Source organism: Arthrobacter caoxuetaonis, from assembly GCF_023921125.1.
Lineage (GTDB): Bacteria > Actinomycetota > Actinomycetes > Actinomycetales > Micrococcaceae > Arthrobacter_B > Arthrobacter_B caoxuetaonis.
This window is the reverse complement of the sequence record NZ_CP099466.1, coordinates 1,741,667-1,762,843: the sequence shown is the minus strand read 5'-3', so window position 1 is coordinate 1,762,843 and position 21,177 is coordinate 1,741,667. Positions and strand designations below refer to the sequence as shown.

20 protein-coding genes are annotated in these 21,177 nt (G+C 64.9%); 6 read left to right on the top strand and 14 right to left on the bottom strand.

What is annotated here, in order from left to right:
* Positions 1-70 precede the first annotated feature (70 nt).
* Together folP and NF551_RS08070 are read left to right on the top strand one after the other, a co-directional pair.
* Positions 71-1,012 (top strand): dihydropteroate synthase, encoded by a 942-nt coding sequence (gene folP, locus NF551_RS08075; RefSeq protein WP_227896930.1) that lies wholly within the window; start codon positions 71-73, stop codon positions 1,010-1,012.
* Positions 1,009-1,770 (top strand): pyrimidine reductase family protein, encoded by a 762-nt coding sequence (locus NF551_RS08070; protein ID WP_227896803.1) that lies wholly within the window; start codon positions 1,009-1,011, stop codon positions 1,768-1,770. Before folP ends, NF551_RS08070 begins: the two co-directional genes overlap by 4 nt.
* A gap of 12 nt (positions 1,771-1,782) precedes the next feature.
* On the opposite strand, the gene lpdA is transcribed toward NF551_RS08070, so the two are convergent.
* From lpdA to NF551_RS08045, 5 genes are all read right to left on the bottom strand, one after another.
* Entirely contained in the window at positions 1,783-3,183 is a 1,401-nt protein-coding gene (gene lpdA / locus NF551_RS08065) for a dihydrolipoyl dehydrogenase (protein WP_227896804.1), read from the bottom strand.
* Between the two features lie 89 nt (positions 3,184-3,272).
* Positions 3,273-4,790: a carboxylesterase/lipase family protein gene (locus NF551_RS08060; RefSeq protein WP_227896805.1), complete on the bottom strand. Its 1,518-nt coding sequence runs from the start codon at positions 4,788-4,790 to the stop codon at positions 3,273-3,275.
* Between the two features lie 221 nt (positions 4,791-5,011).
* Positions 5,012-5,284, bottom strand: a complete 273-nt coding sequence (locus NF551_RS08055) for a hypothetical protein (RefSeq protein WP_227896806.1) — start codon at positions 5,282-5,284, stop codon at positions 5,012-5,014.
* An 877-nt stretch (positions 5,285-6,161) separates the two neighbouring features.
* Entirely contained in the window at positions 6,162-7,799 is a 1,638-nt protein-coding gene (locus tag NF551_RS08050; RefSeq protein ID WP_227896807.1) for an ABC-F family ATP-binding cassette domain-containing protein, read from the bottom strand.
* Between the two features lie 46 nt (positions 7,800-7,845).
* The gene (locus NF551_RS08045) at positions 7,846-9,369 is read right to left on the bottom strand and encodes a carboxylesterase/lipase family protein (protein ID WP_227896808.1); all 1,524 of its coding nucleotides are present in this window, start codon (positions 9,367-9,369) and stop codon (positions 7,846-7,848) included.
* 231 nt (positions 9,370-9,600) lie between these two features.
* Between NF551_RS08045 and NF551_RS08040 the strand changes: the two genes are divergently transcribed.
* Positions 9,601-10,242, top strand: coding sequence for an SDR family oxidoreductase (locus NF551_RS08040; protein WP_227896809.1), 642 nt, complete (start codon positions 9,601-9,603; stop codon positions 10,240-10,242).
* 29 nt (positions 10,243-10,271) lie between these two features.
* Here the strand turns inward: NF551_RS08040 and galK are convergent, their stop codons facing one another.
* The 4 genes from galK to NF551_RS08020 all read right to left on the bottom strand — a co-directional run bounded on the left by galK (position 10,272) and on the right by NF551_RS08020 (position 14,318).
* Entirely contained in the window at positions 10,272-11,426 is a 1,155-nt protein-coding gene (gene galK, locus NF551_RS08035) for a galactokinase (protein WP_227896810.1), read from the bottom strand.
* Positions 11,423-12,571 carry a galactose-1-phosphate uridylyltransferase gene (galT, locus tag NF551_RS08030; protein ID WP_227896811.1) on the bottom strand — a complete coding sequence of 383 codons (1,149 nt, stop codon included), beginning with the start codon at positions 12,569-12,571 and terminating at the stop codon, positions 11,423-11,425. The genes galK and galT overlap by 4 nt, the downstream gene beginning before the upstream one ends.
* Before the next feature lie 11 nt (positions 12,572-12,582).
* The gene (locus tag NF551_RS08025) at positions 12,583-13,395 is read right to left on the bottom strand and encodes a lysophospholipid acyltransferase family protein (RefSeq protein ID WP_227896812.1); all 813 of its coding nucleotides are present in this window, start codon (positions 13,393-13,395) and stop codon (positions 12,583-12,585) included.
* A 77-nt stretch (positions 13,396-13,472) separates the two neighbouring features.
* On the bottom strand, positions 13,473-14,318 hold the full coding sequence (locus tag NF551_RS08020) for a class I SAM-dependent methyltransferase (RefSeq protein WP_227896813.1): 846 nt from the start codon (positions 14,316-14,318) through the stop codon (positions 13,473-13,475).
* Positions 14,319-14,449: 131 nt separating this feature from the next.
* Between NF551_RS08020 and NF551_RS08015 the strand changes: the two genes are divergently transcribed.
* Positions 14,450-15,394 (top strand): alpha/beta fold hydrolase, encoded by a 945-nt coding sequence (locus tag NF551_RS08015; protein WP_227896814.1) that lies wholly within the window; start codon positions 14,450-14,452, stop codon positions 15,392-15,394.
* A gap of 29 nt (positions 15,395-15,423) precedes the next feature.
* Here the strand turns inward: NF551_RS08015 and NF551_RS08010 are convergent, their stop codons facing one another.
* The 4 genes from NF551_RS08010 to NF551_RS07995 form a co-directional block, all read right to left on the bottom strand.
* The gene (locus NF551_RS08010) at positions 15,424-16,188 is read right to left on the bottom strand and encodes a glycosyltransferase family A protein (protein WP_227896815.1); all 765 of its coding nucleotides are present in this window, start codon (positions 16,186-16,188) and stop codon (positions 15,424-15,426) included.
* A gap of 146 nt (positions 16,189-16,334) precedes the next feature.
* The gene (locus tag NF551_RS08005) at positions 16,335-16,955 is read right to left on the bottom strand and encodes a malonic semialdehyde reductase (RefSeq protein WP_227896816.1); all 621 of its coding nucleotides are present in this window, start codon (positions 16,953-16,955) and stop codon (positions 16,335-16,337) included.
* Positions 16,956-17,050: 95 nt separating this feature from the next.
* Positions 17,051-18,070, bottom strand: coding sequence for a non-homologous end-joining DNA ligase (ligD, locus tag NF551_RS08000; protein WP_227896817.1), 1,020 nt, complete (start codon positions 18,068-18,070; stop codon positions 17,051-17,053).
* A gap of 53 nt (positions 18,071-18,123) precedes the next feature.
* Positions 18,124-19,341: an MFS transporter gene (locus NF551_RS07995; RefSeq protein ID WP_227896818.1), complete on the bottom strand. Its 1,218-nt coding sequence runs from the start codon at positions 19,339-19,341 to the stop codon at positions 18,124-18,126.
* A 232-nt stretch (positions 19,342-19,573) separates the two neighbouring features.
* Between NF551_RS07995 and NF551_RS07990 the strand changes: the two genes are divergently transcribed.
* On the top strand, positions 19,574-19,993 hold the full coding sequence (locus NF551_RS07990; RefSeq protein ID WP_227896819.1) for a VOC family protein: 420 nt from the start codon (positions 19,574-19,576) through the stop codon (positions 19,991-19,993).
* Here the strand turns inward: NF551_RS07990 and NF551_RS07985 are convergent.
* Positions 19,990-20,385: a hypothetical protein gene (locus tag NF551_RS07985; protein WP_227896820.1), complete on the bottom strand. Its 396-nt coding sequence runs from the start codon at positions 20,383-20,385 to the stop codon at positions 19,990-19,992. The genes NF551_RS07990 and NF551_RS07985 overlap by 4 nt on opposite strands.
* 99 nt (positions 20,386-20,484) lie before the next feature.
* Here NF551_RS07985 and NF551_RS07980 point away from each other — a divergent pair, with 99 nt between their 5' ends.
* Positions 20,485-21,105, top strand: coding sequence for an L-threonylcarbamoyladenylate synthase (locus NF551_RS07980; protein ID WP_227896821.1), 621 nt, complete (start codon positions 20,485-20,487; stop codon positions 21,103-21,105).
* Positions 21,106-21,177: the final 72 nt, after the last annotated feature.

The window sequence follows — 21,177 nt, the reverse complement described above, 5'->3', positions numbered from 1 at the left end:
GTCCTGGTGTGCTCCACCGTAGGATGCAAATATGAGTCTGAAAAGCGCGGCAGAGGTGCCTGCCGCCAATATGGGCGGCGCATCGGCCGTTCCAACCCGGCCCTATGAACCGCCGCTGCTCCACCCCGTCCACCGGATCGGGGCACGGACACTCGATTTCAGCCGACGTGTGGCGCTGATGGCGATCATCAACCGGACCCCGGATTCCTTTTTCGACGGCGGACGGACGTTCGCCCTGGGCGCTGCGGTGCAGGCCGCGCTCAAGGCTGTCGACGACGGCGCCGACTGGGTCGACATCGGCGGTGTCCCGTTCGCTCCGGGGCCGGCCCTCGGTGCGGCGGAAGAAGCCGCCCGGGTGGTACCCGTAATCCGCGCTGTCAGGGAACAGACCGACGCCGTGATCTCGGCAGACACGTTCCTCCCGGCAGTCGCCGAGGCTGCCATTGAGGCAGGCGCCACGGTCATCAACGACACCAGCGGGCTGCACCATCCGGACCTTGCCCGGGTGGCAGCTGCCGCCGGGGTCCACTTGGTGATAACCCACAGCCTTGCCGTGCCCCGCACACCGTATCCCCGGCCGCAGTACCAGGACGTCGCAGCCGAGGTCGCGCAGTTCCTGCGCCGACGCGCCGCATACGCCCAGGAACTCGGTGTTCCTGCAGAGAAGATCATCATTGATCCCGGCCATGACCTGAACAAGAACACGCTGCACTCACTGGAGATCACCCGCGGCCTCGCACGGATCGCGGAGCTGGGCTTCCCGGTGCTGGCGGCCGTCTCCAACAAGGACTTCATCGGAGAGACGCTGGATGCACCCAAGTCCGAGCGGACCGAAGGAACCCTCGCGGCAGCCGTGGCGAGCATCATGAACGGAGCCAGGATCCTGCGCATGCACGACGTGCCTGCTGCGGCCAGGACCATCAGAATGACTGAGGCGATCCTCGGATGGCGTCAGCCGGCCTACCTGCGGCACAACATGGGCGACACCAATGAACCGGACCGCGGAGCGTGAGCGCACCGGTCACTGCGGCCGGATCCGCCGCGGAGCTTAGCGACGAAGACCTGCTGGCGGCCTATGCGTGGGACAGCCACGGGGAAGCGCCCGGCCGGCCCCTGGTGCGCTTCAACTTTGTGGCTTCATTGGACGGTGCCGCCGCTGTGGCAGGCCGGTCCGGCGGTTTGGGCAACAGTGTGGACCATCGGGTCTTCAACCTGCTTCGACGGAGCGCTGATGTCATCCTGGTGGGCGCCGGAACCGTGCGGGCCGAAGGGTATGCCGGGGAACTCCTGGACCGGCAGGGACAGGCCTGGCGCGCAGCCCGCGGAATGGCGCCGCACCCCGCAACAGCGATCGTCTCCGGGAGCCTGGACCTTGATCCGGACGGTCCGCTGTTCAGCCAGGCCCCGGTGCGCCCGCTCCTGCTCACCTCCGCGGGTGCCCCCGCGGACCGGCGGACGGCGCTGGCGGAAGTTGCCGACGTCGTCGCGGCGGGCGCCAGGGATGTTCAGCCGGCGCTCGCGGTGCGGGAGCTGGAGAACCGGGGGTTCACCCGCATCCTGTGCGAAGGCGGTCCCAGGCTGTTCGGCACATTCCAGGCTGCCGGACTGGTCGATGAACTCTGCCTCACGCTCAGCCCCGGGATGACCGCCGGCAGCGCTCCGAGGATCACGTCCGGAGCGCCGGAAACCCCGCTGCAGCACTTCGCGCTGGTACATGTTCTCCAGGGCGGCGACACCCTCCTGCTGCGGTACCGCCGGCCCGGGTCCTAAGCTGCTGAGGGCTCAGAAATTGATCATGTGGCCCGTGAGTCCGTGGAAGGCTTCCTGAAGGGCCTCGCTCAGCGTTGGATGCGTATGGACATTCCGCGCCAGCTCCGCCGCCGTGAGGTCCCACTTTTGCGCCAGTGTCAGTTCCGGCAGCAGTTCAGAGACGTCCGGGCCGATCATGTGCCCGCCCAGCAGCTCTCCGTAGGCGGTGTCCGCGATCAGCTTCACGAAACCGACGGGTTCGCCGAGGCCGTGGGCCTTGCCGTTGGCGGTAAAAGGGAAAACTGCGACTTTGATGTCGTGGCCCTCGTCGCGTGCCTGCGCTTCCGTCAATCCAAAGCTGGCGACCTGCGGCTGGCAGAACGTCGCCCGCGGCATCATCCGGTAATCACCCAGCGGCATGGTCTCGGCATCCGCGATCGTTTCCGCCGCAACAACGCCCTGGGCCTCGGCGACGTGCGCCAGCTGGAGCTTCCCGGTTACATCTCCGATCGCGAAGATGTGGGGCACGTTCGTGCGCATGTAGTCGTCGATGCCGATTGCGCCCCGGTCAGTGGCTTCCACTCCGGTGGTTTCCAGGCCGAAGCCTTCCAATCGCGGAGCAAAGCCCACAGACATCATCACCCGGTCGGCATCGATGCTCTGTTCGGCGCCGCTTTTGTCCGTGTACTTGACCGTAACGGACGATCCGTTGTCCGTGACCGTCTCTACCTTCGCCGAGGTATGGATGGGGATCCCGATCTTCTTGTACTGCTTGGTGATCTCCTTGGAAACGTCCGCGTCCTCGTTCGGCAGGGCACGGTCCATGAACTCGAGAATGGTTACATCGACACCGTAGCTGCGCAGGACATAGCCGAACTCCATGCCGATGGCGCCGGCACCCACAATCACCATCTTCCGGGGCAGGTCACGGCTGAGGATCTGGGTTTCGTAGGTGATCACGTTTTCGCTCAGTTCCACACCCGGAAGGAGTTTGACCGTGGCTCCGGTGGCGATGATGGCGTTGTCGAACGTGATTTCCTCAGTGCCGCCGGAGGACAGCGTGACTTCCATGCTGTGGTCGTCCTTGAACACGCCGCGTCCGTCGTATTCCGTGATCTTGTTTTTCTTCATCAGGAAGTGGACGCCCTTGACCCGTCCGTCCGCCACCTGCCGGCTGCGGTCGTAAGCGGCCCCATAGTCGAAGCTCACCTCTCCGTGCATCCCGAACTCGCCAGCCTGGCGTGTGAAGATCTGGGCCAGTTCAGCGTTCCGCAGCAGGGCCTTGGACGGAATGCAGCCCACGTTCAGACACACTCCACCCCAGTATTTCTCTTCGACTATGGCAACACTCAGGCCCAGCTGGGCCGCCCGGATCGCCGCTACGTAGCCGCCGGGCCCCGCTCCCAGGACAACGACGTCGTAATGTGAACTCATGCTGGCTCCTCGTCAGGTCTGAAGGACATAACCATAAGTCTGCTTAACACTCTCACGGGCTGGCCCGCTACTCCATGGATGGAGACGGCTCATACATACCCCCTGTACCCCTTCCACGCTTCGCGGCGCTCGGGGAACGGATCCGATTCGATCCTGTCCTCCGTGTCGAAGATGCGGGTATGCCGGTTGAGTTCCTCGTATTCCGGCCAGTCCTCGCCCGGCAAATCGTCCTTGGCGAGGCTGATCAGCGATCCCTGGAACCGTGCGGAAAGTTCCCTAAGGGCATCCATGCCTCCCAGCAGCGAAAGCGCACGCATCGTCCGCTTATTCGTCTCGCCAAACATGACGGGAACGTCAAAAGCGTGTGTTGCCCCAAAACCCAGAAGGTTCATGAGCCTTGTGGCGAAGTCGTAGCGGTAGGTCCAGGTGGGCGCTACCCGGGAATGGCCTTCGGCCACCATCTGGCTGGGATACCAGAAGACGAGGTCACCGCTGATTTGAATGGACCGCTCCTTGGACGGGTATCCGGGGTAGGCCGCAACAATCCGGTCCCTGGCGGCCGGATCGGTTCCGGCAAACATGCGCTCGAGCCGGGCCGGGGTGGAGGGCAGGATGTTGTCCAGTTTCGCGAACAGCGCGCCCTCCTGTGCCATGGTTCCCAGGACAAGCGGTTTCGGTGAGGACTCTCCCTCCAGGAAAGTGTCTATGGGATGGCGCGGCAGGAAGTTCCCGTCGACCACGGGAGAAACACTGAGCGAGCCCGGCATTTGCACCGGCCCAATCTTCGAAGTCATTTCCCGGGTGGCGTTTACCAGCTTCGCCGCGGAAATACTGTCCAGGGCCTGCGCTGCGTGTGCCTCGTCAATCCGGAGGAGCTCCAGCAGGTCCAGTGCCCACTGCTCATGCATGTCTGGGTAGTACACTCCGGACGGGGCTGGACTCTGCGCGAACGCCTTGTGGAAATAGGGTGCCGCGGACGGTATGCACATCAGGGCTGTCACCGAGATCCCCCCGGCGGACTCGCCGAAGATCGTGACGTTGTCCGGGTCGCCGCCGAACGCGGCAATATTCTGGTTGACCCAGGCGAGGCCAGCGACCTGGTCCCGCAAGCCGACGTTGGCGTCAAAGGGACGCTCGGGGGTGGAAAAGGACGTGAAGTCCATGAAACCGAGGGCGCCGATCCGGTAGTTGAGGCAGACGTAGACGACGTCGCCGGTCCGGACCAGGTTGGCGCCGCGGTAGGTGCGCACTGCCGAGGAACCGGAGCTGAACGCTCCCCCGTAGAAGTACACGAGAACCGGAAGCAGCTTCGACGGCGGCTCCAGCGGTGCACTCACGTTGACCGTCAGGCAGTCCTCGCTCATCAGCGGACGGCGGCGCGAGCCGGTCAGCGCGATTCCCCGCCACTGGGGCGGGATTGGACCGAACTGGGAGCCGTCCCGCACTCCCGGCCAGCTCTCCGGCGGCTGCGGTGCCCGCAGCCTCAGGCTGCCCAGGGGCGGCACGGCGTAGGGGATCCCCCGCCAGGTGCGTACGCCGTCGTCCACGATTCCGCGGACCCATCCGTTTGCCGTCTCAACTTCCAGGGCTGATATGTCCAGGGACATGCTTCGCCTGCTTCCGCCGGGGAGAACGCATCACTGCGCCGTCTTGGACGGAACCCGAAGGAAAGTACTGAGGGAGCAAAAGCGAACTCCGGAGCAATAACCGGATGCCGTACAGGCAACCCGGGAACCGTACCGCGCTTATCAACGATAGGCTTCTTGGCCGATGAGGGCCAGAGCCGGTGGCCGGAAAGCCACGTGACTACGCCGGAGCGGGGACGTGACTACGCCGGAGCGGGGACCAGGACTAGGTTGCGGGCCGGAGCCTGGTGGCGGAGATGCCGGTGGACGGCAACTTCCTTGAGGCAGAGCAGCGCAACTGCTGCGGCGTTCAGCGCCACCTTTGCCGGCGTCGACCAGTCTGTCAGGACGCAGAGCATCCAGACAGTAAGCAGGACCGGCGCGTCAATGATGCGCAGTGCTGCCGGCGTCCTGTTGGTGGCACGCTGGTAATTCGACCTTGGCTGAGCTGTCATCCATGCGCTCATCGAAGCCATAACAACTTCTTTCCCCTGAGAGACGGCGTCACTGTTGATCATCCATGAGACAGTGAACGCCCTTTAGGAAACTATTATCACATCTTTAACATCCGCCACAGCCCCCGGACAAAAAGTCCCACTGTGAAGGGCCGCTTTCAGTGGCGAGACCGTAGCCGGGGCCAGATTCGCATCCGTTGACGCAGTAACGCAGTTTAGAGCGGTCGTTTTCCATTTGTTGCTGCAATGATGTCGTTTTGGGCCGGTCAGCGGGACGTCATTGCGGCAAAGGAATCTGCGGCGGAGCCATAACAGCGTTTGTGCAGCAGAGGATCCCTCAGTGCAACCGCCCAGGTCAGTTCGGCTCCCGCCAGGCGTCGCAGTGAGGAACCGGATTCCGGGCGCCGTACAGTCAAAGCGCTCACCTGATCGGGCCGTTGTTCGCGGATCGTCCCCTATTCCGCCGAACACCGCCAGGTTCCACCGAACGCCGCGAACCGCTGCTGGGTCCTGTCACTGCGGGCATGGGAACCAGTGTTCCCGTGACTCATGTCAGTCATTCTGGCGCCCGTCCGGTTTTGCTGCGTTTAGGGATGATTCGGTTGCTGTGGGAATTTGCTGCGCGGCGCCTTGGCCAGATTTTCCCCGAACGACCGGTTTGTCCCGAAACGCAGCGAATCCGTGTCACAGGGTGCAGCGAAATCCCGGAACGCATTATTTCCGAACCCAAAGCGCAGTGTTTCCGCACCCAAAGCAGCGTTTACCCAAACTGCAGCGCCGGCGTGGTGCTGTCTCCGCGTCGCCACTGTTCCCATAGCAGGGTGTAGCCGGAGAGCGGCCGTGCACGGATTCCCAGCCGACGTTACGGGTGAGACGGATGTGGCAACAGGAGGGCCGGCTAGCTTTCGCTGACGCGCCCGGCCTCAACATTCCAGAGCCGGTCCAGACGCACGTTCTCCAGCATCCGGCGGTCGTGGGTGACCAGCAGCAGCGCGCCCTCGTAACTCTCCAGCGCTTCCTCCAGCTGCTCGATGGCGGGAAGGTCGAGGTGGTTGGTGGGTTCATCGAGGATCAGCAGGTTCACCCCGCGGGCCTGGAGGAGTGCCAGCGCGGCCCGGGTCCGCTCCCCGGGGGAAAGCGCTCCCACGAGGCTGCCCGACTGATCTGCCTTCAGCCCGAACTTCGCCAGGAGGGTCCGCACTTCCGCGGCAGTCATCTCGGGAACGCATGCTTCGAAAGCATCAGCGAGCCGCTCTCCGGCGGGAAGCTGTCCGCGCAGCTGGTCGATCTCCCCCACCGCCACGGATGCACCGAGCGACGCCGTTCCTGCCTCAGGCTCCAGGATGCCGCGCAGCAACGCCAGCAGGGTCGACTTTCCTGCTCCATTGGGGCCCGTGATGCCGATCCTCTCCCCGGCGTTGACCTGCAGGGACACCGGCCCGAGCGTGAAATCGCCCTTTCGGGCCACAGCTTCGTTCAGGGTCGCCACCACAGAACTGGACCGCGGCGCCGGAGCAATGCTGAACTGGAGCTGCCATTCCTTCCGCGGCTCCTCCACCTCCTCCAGCCGAGCGATCCTCGACTCCATCTGCCGAACTTTCTGGGCCTGCTTCTCGGAGGACTCAGTACTTGCTTTGCGCCGGATCTTGTCATTGTCCGGGGATTTCCGCATGGCATTCCGCACACCCTGGGAGCTCCATTCCCGCGTCGTCCGGGCCCTGGCCACAAGGTCTGCCTTGCGGCCGGCAAACTCGTCGTACGCTTCCCTCGCGTGCCGCTTGGCCACGGCACGTTCCTCCAGGAAGGCATCGTAGCCGCCGTCGTACACTGCTACCTGGTTTTGGGCGAGGTCCAGCTCCACCACAGTGGTCACACAGCGGGCCAGGAACTCACGGTCATGCGACACCAGGACGACGCCGCCGCGCAGCCCGCGGACGAACTCCTCCAGCTTGGCCAGTCCGTCCAGGTCCAGGTCATTGGTGGGCTCGTCGAGCAGGACGATATCGAAGCGGCTGAGCAGCAGGGCAGCCAGGGATACCCTGGCTGCCTGTCCGCCGGAAAGCCCCGTCATTCGGGCCTCCGGACCAACATCCAGGCCCAGCTCGGCCAGCACGGCAGGCATCCGTTCGTCCAGGTCGGGGGCGCCGGAGGCGAGCCAGGTCTCCAGTGCCGCCGCGTACCGGTCCCCGCTGCCCGCGGTTTCTGCGCCAAGTTCGTCTGCTGCGGCCTCCATGGCAGCGGTGGCAGCGGCTGCCCCGGTGCGGCGGGCGATGTAGTCGGCCACGGTTTCACCCTCGACCCGCTCGTGTTCCTGTGGAAGCCAGCCAACGAAGGCATCCACTGGATGCCGTTCAACGGTGCCAGCCATCGGCTCGGCCGCGCCTGCCAGGATTCGAAGCAGCGTGGACTTTCCGGCGCCGTTGGCACCTACCACCCCGACGACGTCGCCCGGTCCCACCGTGAGGGAGAGATGTGAAAAGAGGACGCGGTGGGCGTGGCCGCCGGAAAGTTCCCGGGCGACGAGTGTAGCGGTCATTGGTTAATCTTATGTGCCCGGCGGGGAGGCCCCGGCACAGAGGAAATCAGCGCCAGCCGCGGTAACCGTCCCAGGCTTTCCGCCTGCTGGCGCGGGGGTCAAGTTCAATCCGGTCATACCGGTCAAAGATCTTGGTCCGGCGTGATGTCTGGTCGTACTTCGGCCACATTGGCCCCGGAGCACCGGTCCGCGCAAAGCGGAGCAGCGCGGATTGGAATCGGTGGGCGACATTGGCCGCGGTCCGTTTGTTCCCGAGCCTCACCAGGTTCTTGCCGGGGCCGGAATCGTAGGTGCCGAACACCGCGGCAAGGTCCAGCCCGTGGGTAGCCCCCAGTCCCGCCACCCTGGCCGTGCGTGGAGCGTAGTCAAACCGGTAGGACCAGGTCGCCGCGTGTTCTGCATGCGCCTGGGCTACCTGGATGGACGGGTGCCAGAACACGGCGTCTCCCCCAATTTCAACTGCCTGCTTCTTATGCGGGTAGCCGCGGTAGCCGGCAATGACCTGGTCCCGCAGCCCGGGTGCAGTCAACTCGAACATTTTCTCAATGCGCGCCTGGTTGGTCGGAAGGACGTCGTCCAATTTCTCGAACAGGGTTCCTTCGTTTTCCATCGTTCCGATCACCATGGGAACAGCTGCTGCCCGGCCCTGCTCGAAGGCATCGATGGGGTGAAGCGGCAGGAACGATCCGTCAACGACGGGCGCAAAGCTCAGCGCTCCGGGATAGGCATCAGGGATGATTTTCTTCGAGAGCTGCGTTGCCGCGTCAACCAGTGCATTAGCGGGGATTTCCGCCAGGGCTTCGGCTGCACCTCCGGATCCAACGCCAAGCAGGCCCAGCAGTTCCGAGGCGAATCCGGATGCCAGTTCCGGACCGTAGGCCGACGACGGTGCAGGGCTCTGCAGGAACGCCCGGTGGAAGAGGCCAGCGGCAGACGGGATGCACATCAGCGTCAGCGCGGACATGGCTCCTGCCGATTCGCCGAAGATCGTGACGTTTCCCGGGTCTCCGCCGAACGCCGCAATATTGCGCCGCACCCACTCCAGGGCGGCGATCTGGTCGGCCAGTCCCACGTTCACGTCAAACGTCCGCTCCGGTGTGGAATAGGGACGGAAATCCATGAAGCCGAGGGCACCCAGCCGGTAATTCATGGACACGAGGACGACGTTGCCGCCAGCAGACAGCCCGGACCCGTCAGCGATGCCCATCGCGCCGGAACCCGAGGTGAAGGCCCCGCCATGGAAAAAAACCAGCACCGGCAACGGGTCCCCGGAGGGCTGCATGGGAGCGGTGACGTTAATGGTGAGGCAGTTCTCGCTCCTCGGCGTTCCGGGGGACGCCCCTCCCAGCAGACGGCGTGTCCGCTGGGGAGCCCAGGGCCCAAAGTCCGTTGCATCCAGGACGTCCCGCCACGGTGCCGGCGGGCGGGGCAGGCGCAGCCTGAGCTCACCGATGGGAGGTGCTGCGTAGGGAATTCCGCGCCAGGTCCGGGTACCGCCGGCTGTTTTGCCGCGGACAGGCCCCTCGGCGGTCTGGACGGTGAGGTCTGCTTCCGCGGTTGCAGTAGACATAGACATCCTTTCGGCCCGGCGTCGGCTGGCCGCTGGGTGCCGCGGAGCCATTTCGGATACTAGCCAGCACACCGGACCGGCACCATACCTCCCGGCCGGAAAGGCTCTGATGTGGCTAAGGTGCCCTTTGGGGCAGCTGCAGGCATGGGTTTCGACAAAGCAACCATAAGTATGCTTATGCTTTTGGGGACGCCCCTGGGCGATTGAGGACGTCCCTACGAGAGGAACAACATGGCACGAGTGGCAATTATCGGCGGACACGGCAAGGTGGCCCTTCAGCTGGCCAAGGATCTGGCTTCGAACGGACACCAGGTCACCTCACTGTTCCGCAATCCCGACCATGTGGCCGAAGTGCAGTCCACCGGAGCGGCTCCCGTTGTGGCCGACGTGGAGCAGCTGGACTCCGGCGCGATCGCTGAGAAGCTTGTCGGCCATGATGCGGTGGTGTGGTCCGCCGGTGCCGGCGGCGGCTCGCCGGAACGGACGTACGCGGTGGACCGTGATGCTGCGATCCGGTCGATCGACGCCGCCAAACAGGCAGGGGTGAACCGCTACGTCATGGTCTCCTACATGGGTGCCGGCAAGGATCACGGCGTTCCCGAGGACAACCCCTTCTACGCCTATGCCGAGTCAAAGGCAGCTGCGGACGACTACCTGCGGCGCAGCGGGCTGGACTGGACCATCCTGGGACCCAGCGCCCTGACCAACGATCCCGGTACCGGAGCAATCAGCGTTGGCCCCGGACAGGACGGAAGTGTCTCCCGCACGGATGTTGCGGCAGTTGCCGCGCAGGTACTGGAACGTCCGGGCACCATCGGGCAGTTCATTGAGTTCATCAACGGGGATACCCCCATCCGCGAGGCCATCGGCTAGCCGGACCGACGCGGAGCCGGCGGCGGTTCTTAGAACTCGCGCCGCGCTCCGTCTTCCGGTACCACCTCGAAAACTTCGGGGACGAGAAAATCCGCCCGGGCAAAGGCACGGCAGACCTCTGATCCGATCCTCGCGGCGTCGGACGCCGGCACCAGGGCGATCGCCGATCCGCCGAAGCCGCCACCGGTCATCCGCGCTCCGGCTGCTCCCGCCGCCATGGCGGCTTCCACTGCAAGGTCCAGTTCCGGACAGGAAACCTCGAAGTCGTCCCGGAGGGATTCGTGGCTGGCGGCAAGCCACGGGCCCAGCCCCGCTGCCCGCCTGCCGGCTTCAAGATGTTCGACGACGGAGAGTACCCTCGCGTTCTCGCTCACCACATGCCGTGCCCTGCGGTAGGCAAGGGCATCCAGGGACGGTGCAGCCAGCACCAGGTCGGGCAGGCTGATCTCACGGAGGGACCCCAGCCCAAGTGTTGCGGCGGCCCGTTCGCAATCCGCCCGCCTGTCCGCGTACCCGCCGGAGTCATGCGCATGGCTCACTTTGGTGTCGATGACCAGCAGGGCCATCCCTTCCCCCGCCAGGTCGAGCGGGACGTGGCGCGATTCGCGGGTCCGGCAGTCAAGGAAGAGAGCATGCCCCGACGTGGACAGCAGCGATGCGGACTGGTCCAGGATGCCGGTGGGTGCGCCCGCGAAGTCGTTCTCAGCCTGCTGGCACAGCAGCACCAGGTCCTCCGCCGGAAGCCCTGCCCCGGAAAATTCGTTGACGGCCAGCGCCACCGCGCATTCGATCGCCGCGGATGAGGAAAGCCCAGCCCCGGCCGGGACGTCGGAGTCCAGCAGGATGTCCATGCCCGGCACCGCAACCCCGCGAAGTCCAAACGCCCAGTGCACGCCGGCAACATAGCGGCTCCACCCCTGCAGCATCCCGGGACCAAGCTCCGCAACTGTGCTCTCGGCCGGGTCCCCGGTGCCGGTGGTGGCCATCCGCAGGACACCGTCCCCCCGCGGCAGAACGGCAATCCGGGCCCGCCGGTTGATGCCGGCCGGCAGGACGAACCCGAGGTTGTAGTCGGTGTGTTCCCCGATCACGTTCACCCGTCCCGGCGCGGAGAAGAGGCCGGCCGACGCCCTGCCGTAGAGCTTCCGGAACCGCTCGGCTGTTGCCTGCACCGGCGTCGTCATGCCTCATCCTCCGCGGCCCGGGAGGCCGCGAACGGCGGCAGTGCTCCGCGCAGGCGTTCAGCGGTGTCTTCCGGGATGACGTCACCGATGAAGGCCCCCATGGCGGCTTCGGACCCGGCCAGGTATTTCAGCTTGCCGGCAGCCCGGCGAGGCGACGTGACCTGGAGGTGGACACGGTACTGCCCGCGCAGCGGATGGTTCACCGGAGCCTGGTACCAGGCCGCAATGTACGGGGTGGGTGTGGGATACAGCGCTTCGATCCGCTGCAGGACATCCAGGTAGAGCCCCGAGAGCTCTTCGCGCTCCTCATGGCTCAGGGCCGGCAGGTCGGGGACGGAACGGTGCGGGACTACGTGGACCTCAAGGGGCATCCGCGCCGCATAGGGAACATAGGCGGTCCAGTAGCGGCCGCGTGCCACGATCCGCCGGCCGTCGGCCAGCTCGTCTGCGAGGAGGTCCGCAAACAGCTCGCCCCGCCCCTCAGCCCGGTACCGTCGGGCGCTCTCCAGTTGGGTGAGCGTCCGCGGCGTGGGGAACGGATACGCATAGATCTGCCCATGCGGGTGGTGCAGGGTGACGCCGATTTCGGCACCGCGGTTCTCGAAGATGAAGACCTGTCCAACCCCCGCAAGCCTGGAAAGCTCGGCCGTCCGGTGCGTCCAGGCATCGATCACGGTCCGGACCCGTTGGCGCGTCAGGCCGGGAAAGGACGCTGCATGGTCGGCGGAAAAAGCAACCACTTCGCAGCGCCCGACGGCGGGAAACTCCTCGAAAGCCCAATCCGGAGGGCGCAGTGCACCGCCGGTCTCCGGGCCGAAGGCCGGGAACCTGTTCTCGAAGACTGCCACGTCATAGTCCGGCGCCGGAATTTCCGTGGCACGTGTATCCGAGGACGGGCAGAGCGGACATTCCCGGGCCGGCGGCAGGTGCGTGCGGGACTGGCGGTGCGCCGCGTAGGACACCCACTCCCCGAGCAGCCGGTCATAGCGCAGCTCGGGTGTCGCAGGCCTCGCGGGCAGCTCCCGGGTGTCCTCCGGGAGGGACGCGTGTGGCCGCCCGCCGTCGCCGTCAAAAAAGTAGAGCAGCTCCCGGCCGTCAGCAAGGCGGGTGCGGACAGGGACCGATGCCCGGCGGTCAGAGGACATCGCCGAACCCGCTAGCCGGTGATCTTGTACTTGGCGCGGTCCGCCTCATCCAGGATGATCTGCTCTTCCGGAGTCATGGCCGAGCCGCCCCGGCTGACCGGCATCCACCAGGCTCCGGCCGGCGCCTCTTCCGGATACGTGTCAATGCATTCGTCGATTCCGGCCTGCAGCACCTTCTGCAGCCGTGCGGTTTCCTCGGCAACTGAGGCGTTCGGATCCACCCGGAGCGGTTCGCCCACATGGATCCGGACAGGGGTCTTCCACACTGCCTTCAGGCTCAGGCCATGGCCCCGTGTCAGCATGCGGTGTCCGCCCCACACCGACACCGGAATGATGGGCACGCCTGCTTCGGCCGCCATCCGGACGGCGCCTGTCTTCAGCTGCCGGACCGTAAAGCTCCGGCTCACGCCTGCCTCCGGAAGCACTGCGAGGTAGTCCCCGCGGTGCAGTTTCTCCACCGACTCGACGTAAGCGGCTGCGCCGTCTGAACGGTCAACCACAATGTGTTCGCACCATTCACAAACCGCACCGACAAACTTCTTCCGGGCTGCCTTCTTGGTGACCAGGTAGCGCATGTGCACCTTGATCTGCTTCCAGATCAGGTATTCGGCAAACACGAAGTCGAGGTACCCGAAATGCGTGATGGCAACAACGGCACCCTTGCCGGGCACCACTTTGCGGTCCAGGCCCTTGATGACCTCATCGGCCGGAAAGTGCTCAACTCCCGAAGCGATGACCGGGACACGGAAAAGCTTGACCGCTGCCACGCCAGCCATCACGATCGAGCGGTAAACGTACTTATTGGGCCGGCGTTTCCGGGACAAGGTCGACTCCTAAGCTCGGACGAGAGGTGCACGTCAGAGTCTATCCCCGGCCCAGCGCGTAGAAAAACGTCAGCAGGTCAGGATCCAAGCGCACTGCCGCGCAGGAGGAGATACTCCCAGTCCATCTCCATTCCGTCCTCCGTACTCCGCGCGTACCGTTCGGCCAGCCCGGAGAGTTCGCGGTCCAGCGCAGCGCTCCGCTCCTCATCCTGGCCCAGGCCCCGGTACACCCCGACGGCGGGACCGTAGTTCAATTTGAAGAATTCGCGGAAGTGGTCCGGCTCAGCGAACCTCTTCACTGTCAGGACCTCCCGCCGGCTGACCAGCCCTTCCAACAGGCCGTCCATGAGCGAGGCAACGTAGTCCTCATGGCCCCACATGGGCGGTCCGGGTGATGCGGGCGGGGCCGGCATCTGGTATTCACGCATGATCTTGAACATCTCCCCGATGAAGCCCTCCGGGGTCCAATTCAGCAGCGCCACGGTCCCGCCTTCACGGGTGACCCGGGCCAGTTCAGCGGCAGCCTGCCCGTGGTTCGGGGCAAACATGACGCCAACGCATGAAATCACGGCGTCGAATGTTCCTGATTCAAAGGGAATATCCTCGGCGTCGCCCACTACCCATTGAAGTTCCTCTCCGCCCTGGGGTGCATTGAGCTTGCCCAGCTCGATAAGTTCGGGCGTGAGGTCCAGGGCCACCGCTGAGGCGCCGGTGGCAACAGCCGGTATGGCGGCGTTGCCTGTGCCCGCAGCAACGTCCAGGACGTAGTCCCCCGGTCCGATTCCGGCCTCGTTGACCAGGATGGGACCCAGGGAAGGAATAACCTCACGGGCAACTGCACCGTAGTCACCCAGGGCCCACAGCTTGCGGTGCTTGTCTTTGATGCCCTGGTCCGGAACGGGCCGGGGCGTAGGGAGTTCCATGATTACCCTCCTGGGGTGGGAAGTGTCTCCGCTGCGGCTGCAGTTGGATGCCGTCATTCTGATCTTCGCTTCTGGAGGTGTAAAGGCTCTCCCGTAGTCCCGGCCCGGCACGGTGCTGGCTATCGTTAGGTATGGCTTCCCTGGAGGACCGCTGGAACGCGTCCGACGGCGGTTCCTGGGGTGTTTCCCCACCTGCTGCCGTGCTGGACTCCCGTCTCCCCGATATCGACTGGTCGGTGCCGCCCGCCGGTTCCCGCCGCCTTCAGCTCCCGGCTCCCAGCGGATCACTTGCTGCCCTGGCGATGGGGAACCCTGCCGCTCCCACCGTCGTGCTCGTGCCCGGCGTGATGGGGTCCAAGGAAGACTTTTCGCTGGTCATGCCGCTGCTGGCGGCGAGCGGTTACTACGTCCTGTCCTACGACATTGCCGGACAGTATGAGTCCGCAGCGGCCGGCCCCGAGCACCTGGATCCGCCCGGCAGGCACTACGACTACCGGCTCTACGTAGAGGATCTGCTGACTATCCTCGCCGGGCTGAACGGCCCCGCGCACGTGCTGGGACATTCGTTTTCCGGTGTCGTCTCGGCACTGGGACTGCTCCGCTCGCCAGACGCTTTCCGCAGCCTCGTTCTGATGAGCACACCGCCGGTCGCAGGCCTGTCGTTCCGGGCAGTTCCGGTCCTGGGTCCGTTCGCTCGGCTGGTGCCGGCGAAATTGAGCGCGTCGCTGATCGTTTGGGGTGTCAAGCGGAATTTTGTCCGGGTCCCGCCGGCCAGGATGCGCTTCGTCCACCAGCGTTTTGCCCTTACCCGGCGCCGGTCGATCCAGGACATTATGGGGTTGCTGCGCGATGTTCCAGACTTTGGCGCCCAGCTGGCCCAGTCCGCCGTTCCCAAGCTCGTGGCGGTGGGTGAGCATGACATCTGGCCAAACCAGGAACATGCTGACTTTGCGTCCGCCGTCGGCGCCCGGCTGGCCGTTTACCGGGGAGGGCACAGTCCGTGCGAGACGAATCCGCACCAGCTCACCCAGGATCTGCTCTCGCTGTATGAACGGGCCTCCAAGCCGGCGGCCTAACGTCCATGCCGGCGTGCGAATCAGCGCGGTCAGTCCGTTTCCGGCGCCGCAGCGCCGTCGTTGGCCGCAGCCCGCTGCCGCCGCGTCCGCAGCCGTTTCAGCGGAGCTTCCTCCGCGAATTCAGCGCGGAAGGTATGCCATGCCATGGACAGGCGCCGCCCAAGTCCCTTCCAGCTTTCCAGCGGACGGGCACTCACTCCCACACGGAGGGAGTCGTCCCACACCACATCCATATCCGGTGCGACGTGGTAACTGATGTCCAGGTCGTCGTGGATGCGTTCGTCACTGCGCTTGACTGACTCGCTCAGCCGCTTCCACATCGAGGCGCGCATGGCAAAGTTCGATCCAAAGAGCGGAGGGTGGCCGAGCAGCAGGTTCATGGACCAGCGGTAGCCTGCAATGTACATATGCTCGGCGATCCACCGGGTCAGCCGGTTACCGCCGTAAAAATCCCCGGGTCCGGTGACGGCCGTGAGCTCGCCTGTGGCCCCCAGCAGGATTTCCATCCGCTCAAGCCAGTCAGCCGGGGGTACCGAATCGGCGTCGAGCCGGGCAAGGACATCACCGCTGGCGGCATCGAAACCGCACGCAGTGGCCGCCGCTATCCCCGGCACGTCTTCGGTGATTCTCCGGACGCCGGCTGCTTCGCAGACAGCGGCAGTGTTGTCAGTGGATCCGTTGTCCACAACGAGGGTTTCATCCGGCGGCCTGGTCTGGTGGCTGAGCGCTTCCAGGCAACGGGCCAGGAACGGTGCATCATTTCGGGAAGGGATTACCACGGTGATTGTCGCCATGTGTCCTGCCTTTCGGGCATTGCCATCCTCCCACCCCTGCCCTTGGCGGAGAAGGCGGCACAGGGGTCCGGGGCCGCAGCGGGCGGAATGCGTGCCGGAAACGCAGAAAGGACCGGCCGAAGCCGGTCCTTTCCCGTCTGGAAAAACTAGACGGTGGTGGTTACGGCATCGAAGTCGTAACGGGGAAGGCGGTCGAACCAGGCATTCTCGCCCGGCTTGCCAATGTTGACGACCATGAAGGTGCGCTGGCTGGTGCCGGAATGGAACTCGGCATCGATGCCCGCGGCATCGAAAGCGCCCATCGGGCCGGCGGCCAGGCCAACGGAGCGGACGGCCATGATGAAGTAGGCAGCCTGCATGTGAGCGTTGTTGTTGCCCATGACGGTGCGCAGTTCCTCGTTGCCGTCGAACATGGCCTTACGGTCCGCAGCGTGCGGGAAGAAGGTCGGGAAGCCTTCATGCCATTCGGTGTCGAAGCTGAGCACCGCTGCCACCGGGGCTGCTGCAGTCTTTGCCTGGTTGCCCTCGGCCATGTGCTTCACGAGCCGCTCCCGTGCTTCCCCGGAACGCACCCAGGTGATCCGCATCGGCTGGATGTTCATCGACGTCGGACCCATCTTGGTCAGCTCATAGATCGCGCGCAGCTGCTCATCGGTAACCTCTTCGGCACTGAAGGTGTTTGCTGTGCGGGCCTCCAGGAAGAGAGTGTCCAGGGCTGCGTTGTCCACGACGAACTCGTTCTGGAAGTCGGTGCTGCTGATGCTCATGAGTGCTGCTTTCTGTCTGGTGCAATTGCCACTCATTGTTAACAGTCAGCCATGCCCGGGGCTTCCCGTTGCCAGTGTGATTTAAGTCACCGGTGTTACTCCATCCTGCGGCGGCTTGGCTGGACCCGCGGCGGCTCCCCCGGCATCTTGGGGTAGTCCGGCGGGAACGGCAGTTCTCCCAACCCGGCGTCGAGGTCGCGCTGCCACCACTGGAGCAGGACGTCGATTGCCCCCGGCTCCTCATACATTGCTGCCCAGGGGTCCCCCACTGAAGCAAGGCGCTCAGGCACGGTCAGGACGGTGAACGCTGTGGGATCCACGCTTTCCAGTTCATCCCAGGTGACCGGCGTGGAAACAGGTGCGTGCGCCAGCGCGCGCGGACTGTAGGCACCCGCCATGGTCCGGTCCCGGTTCGCCTGGTTGAAATCGACAAACACTTTTTCGCCGCGTTCTTCCTTCCACCACGACGTCGTCACCTGCTGGGGCATTCGCCGTTCCAGTTCCCGGGCTGCGGCGATCACTGCGTGCCGGACATCCTGGAACTCACGGACAGGCTCGATGGGTGCGAAGACGTGGAGTCCGCGGTTGCCCGATGTTTTGACGAAGGCATCAAGGCCGGCTTCGGAGAGCACCTCCCGCAGCGCCAGGGCGGCAGGGACTGCGTCGTCGAAATCGGTCCCGGGCTGGGGGTCAAGATCGATCCGCAGCTGGTCGGGGTTATCGGAGTTGCCGGCACGGGAGGGCCACGGATGGAAGACGACGGTGTTCATCTGCACCGCCCAGACAGCCGCGGCGGGCTCGTCGATGACCAGCTGGGGGTGGGAACGGGCGCTTGGGTAGACCACCATGACATCCCGTACGTAGGCCGGGGCACCCTTGGGCGGATTCTTGGAGAAGAACTGCTCCCCGTCGATTCCTTCCGGAAACCGCTGCAGCGAAAGCGGCCGGTCCCCGTTGGCGGCAACGAACGCCGGACCAACCGCCTTGATGTATTCGGCCAAATCGAGTTTGGTGAACCCAAGCTCCGGCCACAGGACGCGGTCCGGACTGGAGATCCTGACTTCGCGCTCGCCGTCGGGCCCGGGCACGGAAATGGTTGTCGCCTTCGCTGCCATTCAGGCAGGCTATCCTGCCGGTGCCGCCTTGTCAGCGTTGTGCAGCCGCTGGGCTATCGCGCTCCCCCGGGCTGCTGGCTGCGGCCGTGGACGAAGTGGTAGAGCACCATGGAAACGACAACCACCCCGGCCAGGACGGCGTACATGCCGGTAAAGCCGGTCAGCGGAATGAGCAGCCCCAGCAGGAACGGCCCGAGGCCGATGCCGGCATCCAGGACCAGGAAGAACGTGGAGGTTGCGATCCCAATCCGGTGGTCGGGAGCCACCGTGACCGCAATTGCCTGTGCGGTGGGCATGAGCGCACCGAAACCCAACCCCACAAAGGCGCCGGCCACGGCAAGCACCGCGCCGTTCGGAGCCCACGCAAGCAGGCCCAGCCCGAGAGCGAAGGACGCCAGGATCGGATACACGACGGCGTTATCGCCCCGCGAGTCCTGGATCCTGCCCACCACGAACCGTGAGACCAGGACGATTCCGGCATAGATCAGGAAGAAGGCCGAGGCGGCTGCCACCATGTCCCGGTGCTGGGCATAGGAATTCAGGAACGTGAGCACTCCGGAGTAGGCCACCCCGGCCACGAGCATTACCGAGGCGATGGCTGCTGCGCGCGGCTCGAAAATGTCCGAGGGACGCATCCGCCACTTGGCTGCCAGTTCATGCGGTGTCAGGGTGCGTTCGGGCAGCCGGAGCAGCAAAGCCACCGCCAGGGCTGCACCTGCGCAGCCTGTGGTGACCATAAACAGGACGTCGTAACTTGTGCGGTCCACCAGGAGCACCGCCAGGAAGGGCCCGACGGCGGTCGCCAGGGTATTGGAAATGCTGAAGTACCCCGTTCCCTCGCCCCGGCGCCCTGCCGGAATGAGCGCCATGACGGATGCGCTGATAGCCGTGCTGGCCATCCCGAACGCTGCGCCGTGAATAACCCGTATAGCGATCAGGAGTGCCAGGCTGTCAGCGGGGATATAGAGCAGCGAGGCCGCAGTATAGAAAAAGAGTCCCGTGAGCAGCATGCGGCGCCTGCCCATGAAATCCAGGAACTTCCCTGCGAAGATCCTCGCGGCCAGGGCACCGAGCACAAACGTGCCGGCCGTCAGCCCGGCAGCCGTGTCGGAGGCGGAGAACCGCTGGACCGCATAGAGGGCCATAGAGGTCATAAGCAGGTAGAACACCAGGGAGATAAAGAAGTTCACTCCTATGGCGAGGCTGAACGGCTTACTCCACAGCCTCCCCTGCACCCCTTGCCGGTTCTCTTCCGTCTGGCCTGCTGCCACTTGCACTCCGTCTCACGTCCCGCAGAAATGAATTAGGTTGCCTAACCCAACTTTTCCACGTTACGCCCCGGCCGGGACCGGGAAGTGCCTCCGGGACGAAGGCACCGCAGCCGAACCCCCTGTCGGAGACGGTTTTTTGGGTCCCCCTTCCGCCGCGGTGTGTCCAAGTGCATACTTTTGATCCATCAGAGCCCCACCCGTCGAGTCAGGACCAACCTGAAGGGACCTCGCTATGTCCAGCCTCATGAACCCCTATTTGAGTTTCCGGGATAACGCCGCCGAAGCGATGTCCTTCTACCAGCATGTCTTTGGCGGAACACTGGAGATGACCTCGTACGGGGAAATGCAGGCCAGTGAAGATCCTTCAGAGGCCGAGAAGATCATGCATGCCTCCCTCACCACGGACAACGGGTTTGTCCTGATGGGTTCGGATACACCAAACAGCATGGAGCTTGATGAAGGCAGCAGCTACTCCATCTCCCTCAGCGGCACAGACGCAGACGAGCTGAGGGGCTATTGGGACCGGCTGCTTGACGGCGGCACCATGCAGGTGCCCCTCGAGCGGGCCCCGTGGGGTGACCTCTTCGGCATGCTGACGGACCGGTTCGGCACGAGCTGGATGGTGTCCATCGAAACACCCGAGGACTCCTAGCCTTTCCAGGCCAGCGCCGCCACAGCCCCTCCGGCGGCCGCATAGAGGGCAAGCAGCGGCTGATACTCGATCCACACGGCCTCCCAGGCCTCAAGCACCACCAGAGCTGACCCGGCTGCCACGCCAACTGCCCGCGCATAGCGGTGCCGGCGCAGCTGCAGGAGGGCTGCCAGGAGGTATCCCCCGCCGAACCCGGAAGCAAGGAGCAGTCCCGGCACCCGCCAGCTGTGGAACGGGGTGCGCCGGAGTGCCGAAGGACCGGAATGGAGGAAGGCTCCGTCCGGGCGCAGGGCGAGGAGCGTTCCGGAGCCCAGCGACGCTGCTCCAACAGCTGCCTCCAGGAGAATGAGGCTTTTCTCCCGGGTGGACCGCACCGGCTCTGGTGTTCTCATGCCGGAAGTATGGTTCCGGCTCTCCGGGCAGTCCAGCCCCACAGCGCGGCTGGCCCCGCACAGCACCCATACGCTGGCCTCGCCGCGTAAGCTCATGGGATGGCCCGCTATTTCGATCTTCATCCGGACAATCCCCAGCCGCGCACCGTCAGCCAGATCACGGCTATGCTGCGCGACGGAGGGCTCATCGCCTATCCCACGGACTCCTGCTATGCCCTGGGTGCACAGGTGGGTAACCGGGACGCGCTGGACAGGATCCGCACTATCCGCCAGCTGGATGCCAAGCACCACTTCACGCTGGTCTGCCGCGACTTTGCCCAGCTGGGACAGTTTGTCCAGCTGGACAACGATGTTTTCCGGGCCATCAAGTCGGTGACGCCGGGCAGCTACACCTTCATCCTGCCCGCCACCAAGGAAGTGCCCAAGCGGCTGCTGCATCCCAAGAAAAAGACCGTGGGCGTCAGGATTCCGGACCACAAGGTGGTGCAGGCGATCCTGGAAGATCTCGGTGAGCCGCTGCTGTCCAGCACGCTGCTGCTGCCTGGCCAGGAGGAAGCCCTGACGGAGGGATGGGAAATCCAGGACCGGCTGGAACACGAGGTGGACGGCGTTGTGGATTCCGGCCACTGCGGCCCCGACCCGACAACCGTGATCGACTATTCCTCCGGCATCGCAGAAGTAGTGCGCGTCGGCACCGGGGATCCGTCCCGGTTCGAGTAGGCCCTGAAGCCGGCCGGAAATCTGTCCGGACGGACCCGCTGGATTTGTGTCCTGCTGTTGACAGTCCTGTCT

Bases quoted from the DNA above. Each gene is read 5' to 3' on its own strand.
- folP (WP_227896930.1), top strand. From the start codon at position 71: ATGGGCGGCGCATCGGCCGTTCCAACCCGGCCCTATGAACCGCCGCTG.
- lpdA (WP_227896804.1), bottom strand. From the start codon at position 3,183: ATGAGTTCACATTACGACGTCGTTGTCCTGGGAGCGGGGCCCGGCGGC.
- NF551_RS08060 (WP_227896805.1), bottom strand. From the start codon at position 4,790: ATGTCCCTGGACATATCAGCCCTGGAAGTTGAGACGGCAAACGGATGG.
- NF551_RS08055 (WP_227896806.1), bottom strand. From the start codon at position 5,284: ATGGCTTCGATGAGCGCATGGATGACAGCTCAGCCAAGGTCGAATTAC.
- NF551_RS08050 (WP_227896807.1), bottom strand. From the start codon at position 7,799: ATGACCGCTACACTCGTCGCCCGGGAACTTTCCGGCGGCCACGCCCAC.
- NF551_RS08045 (WP_227896808.1), bottom strand. From the start codon at position 9,369: ATGTCTACTGCAACCGCGGAAGCAGACCTCACCGTCCAGACCGCCGAG.
- NF551_RS08040 (WP_227896809.1), top strand. From the start codon at position 9,601: ATGGCACGAGTGGCAATTATCGGCGGACACGGCAAGGTGGCCCTTCAG.
- galK (WP_227896810.1), bottom strand. From the start codon at position 11,426: ATGACGACGCCGGTGCAGGCAACAGCCGAGCGGTTCCGGAAGCTCTAC.
- galT (WP_227896811.1), bottom strand. From the start codon at position 12,571: ATGTCCTCTGACCGCCGGGCATCGGTCCCTGTCCGCACCCGCCTTGCT.
- NF551_RS08020 (WP_227896813.1), bottom strand. From the start codon at position 14,318: ATGGAACTCCCTACGCCCCGGCCCGTTCCGGACCAGGGCATCAAAGAC.
- NF551_RS08015 (WP_227896814.1), top strand. From the start codon at position 14,450: ATGGCTTCCCTGGAGGACCGCTGGAACGCGTCCGACGGCGGTTCCTGG.
- NF551_RS08010 (WP_227896815.1), bottom strand. From the start codon at position 16,188: ATGGCGACAATCACCGTGGTAATCCCTTCCCGAAATGATGCACCGTTC.
- NF551_RS08005 (WP_227896816.1), bottom strand. From the start codon at position 16,955: ATGAGCATCAGCAGCACCGACTTCCAGAACGAGTTCGTCGTGGACAAC.
- ligD (WP_227896817.1), bottom strand. From the start codon at position 18,070: ATGGCAGCGAAGGCGACAACCATTTCCGTGCCCGGGCCCGACGGCGAG.
- NF551_RS07990 (WP_227896819.1), top strand. From the start codon at position 19,574: ATGTCCAGCCTCATGAACCCCTATTTGAGTTTCCGGGATAACGCCGCC.
- NF551_RS07985 (WP_227896820.1), bottom strand. From the start codon at position 20,385: ATGAGAACACCAGAGCCGGTGCGGTCCACCCGGGAGAAAAGCCTCATT.
- NF551_RS07980 (WP_227896821.1), top strand. From the start codon at position 20,485: ATGGCCCGCTATTTCGATCTTCATCCGGACAATCCCCAGCCGCGCACC.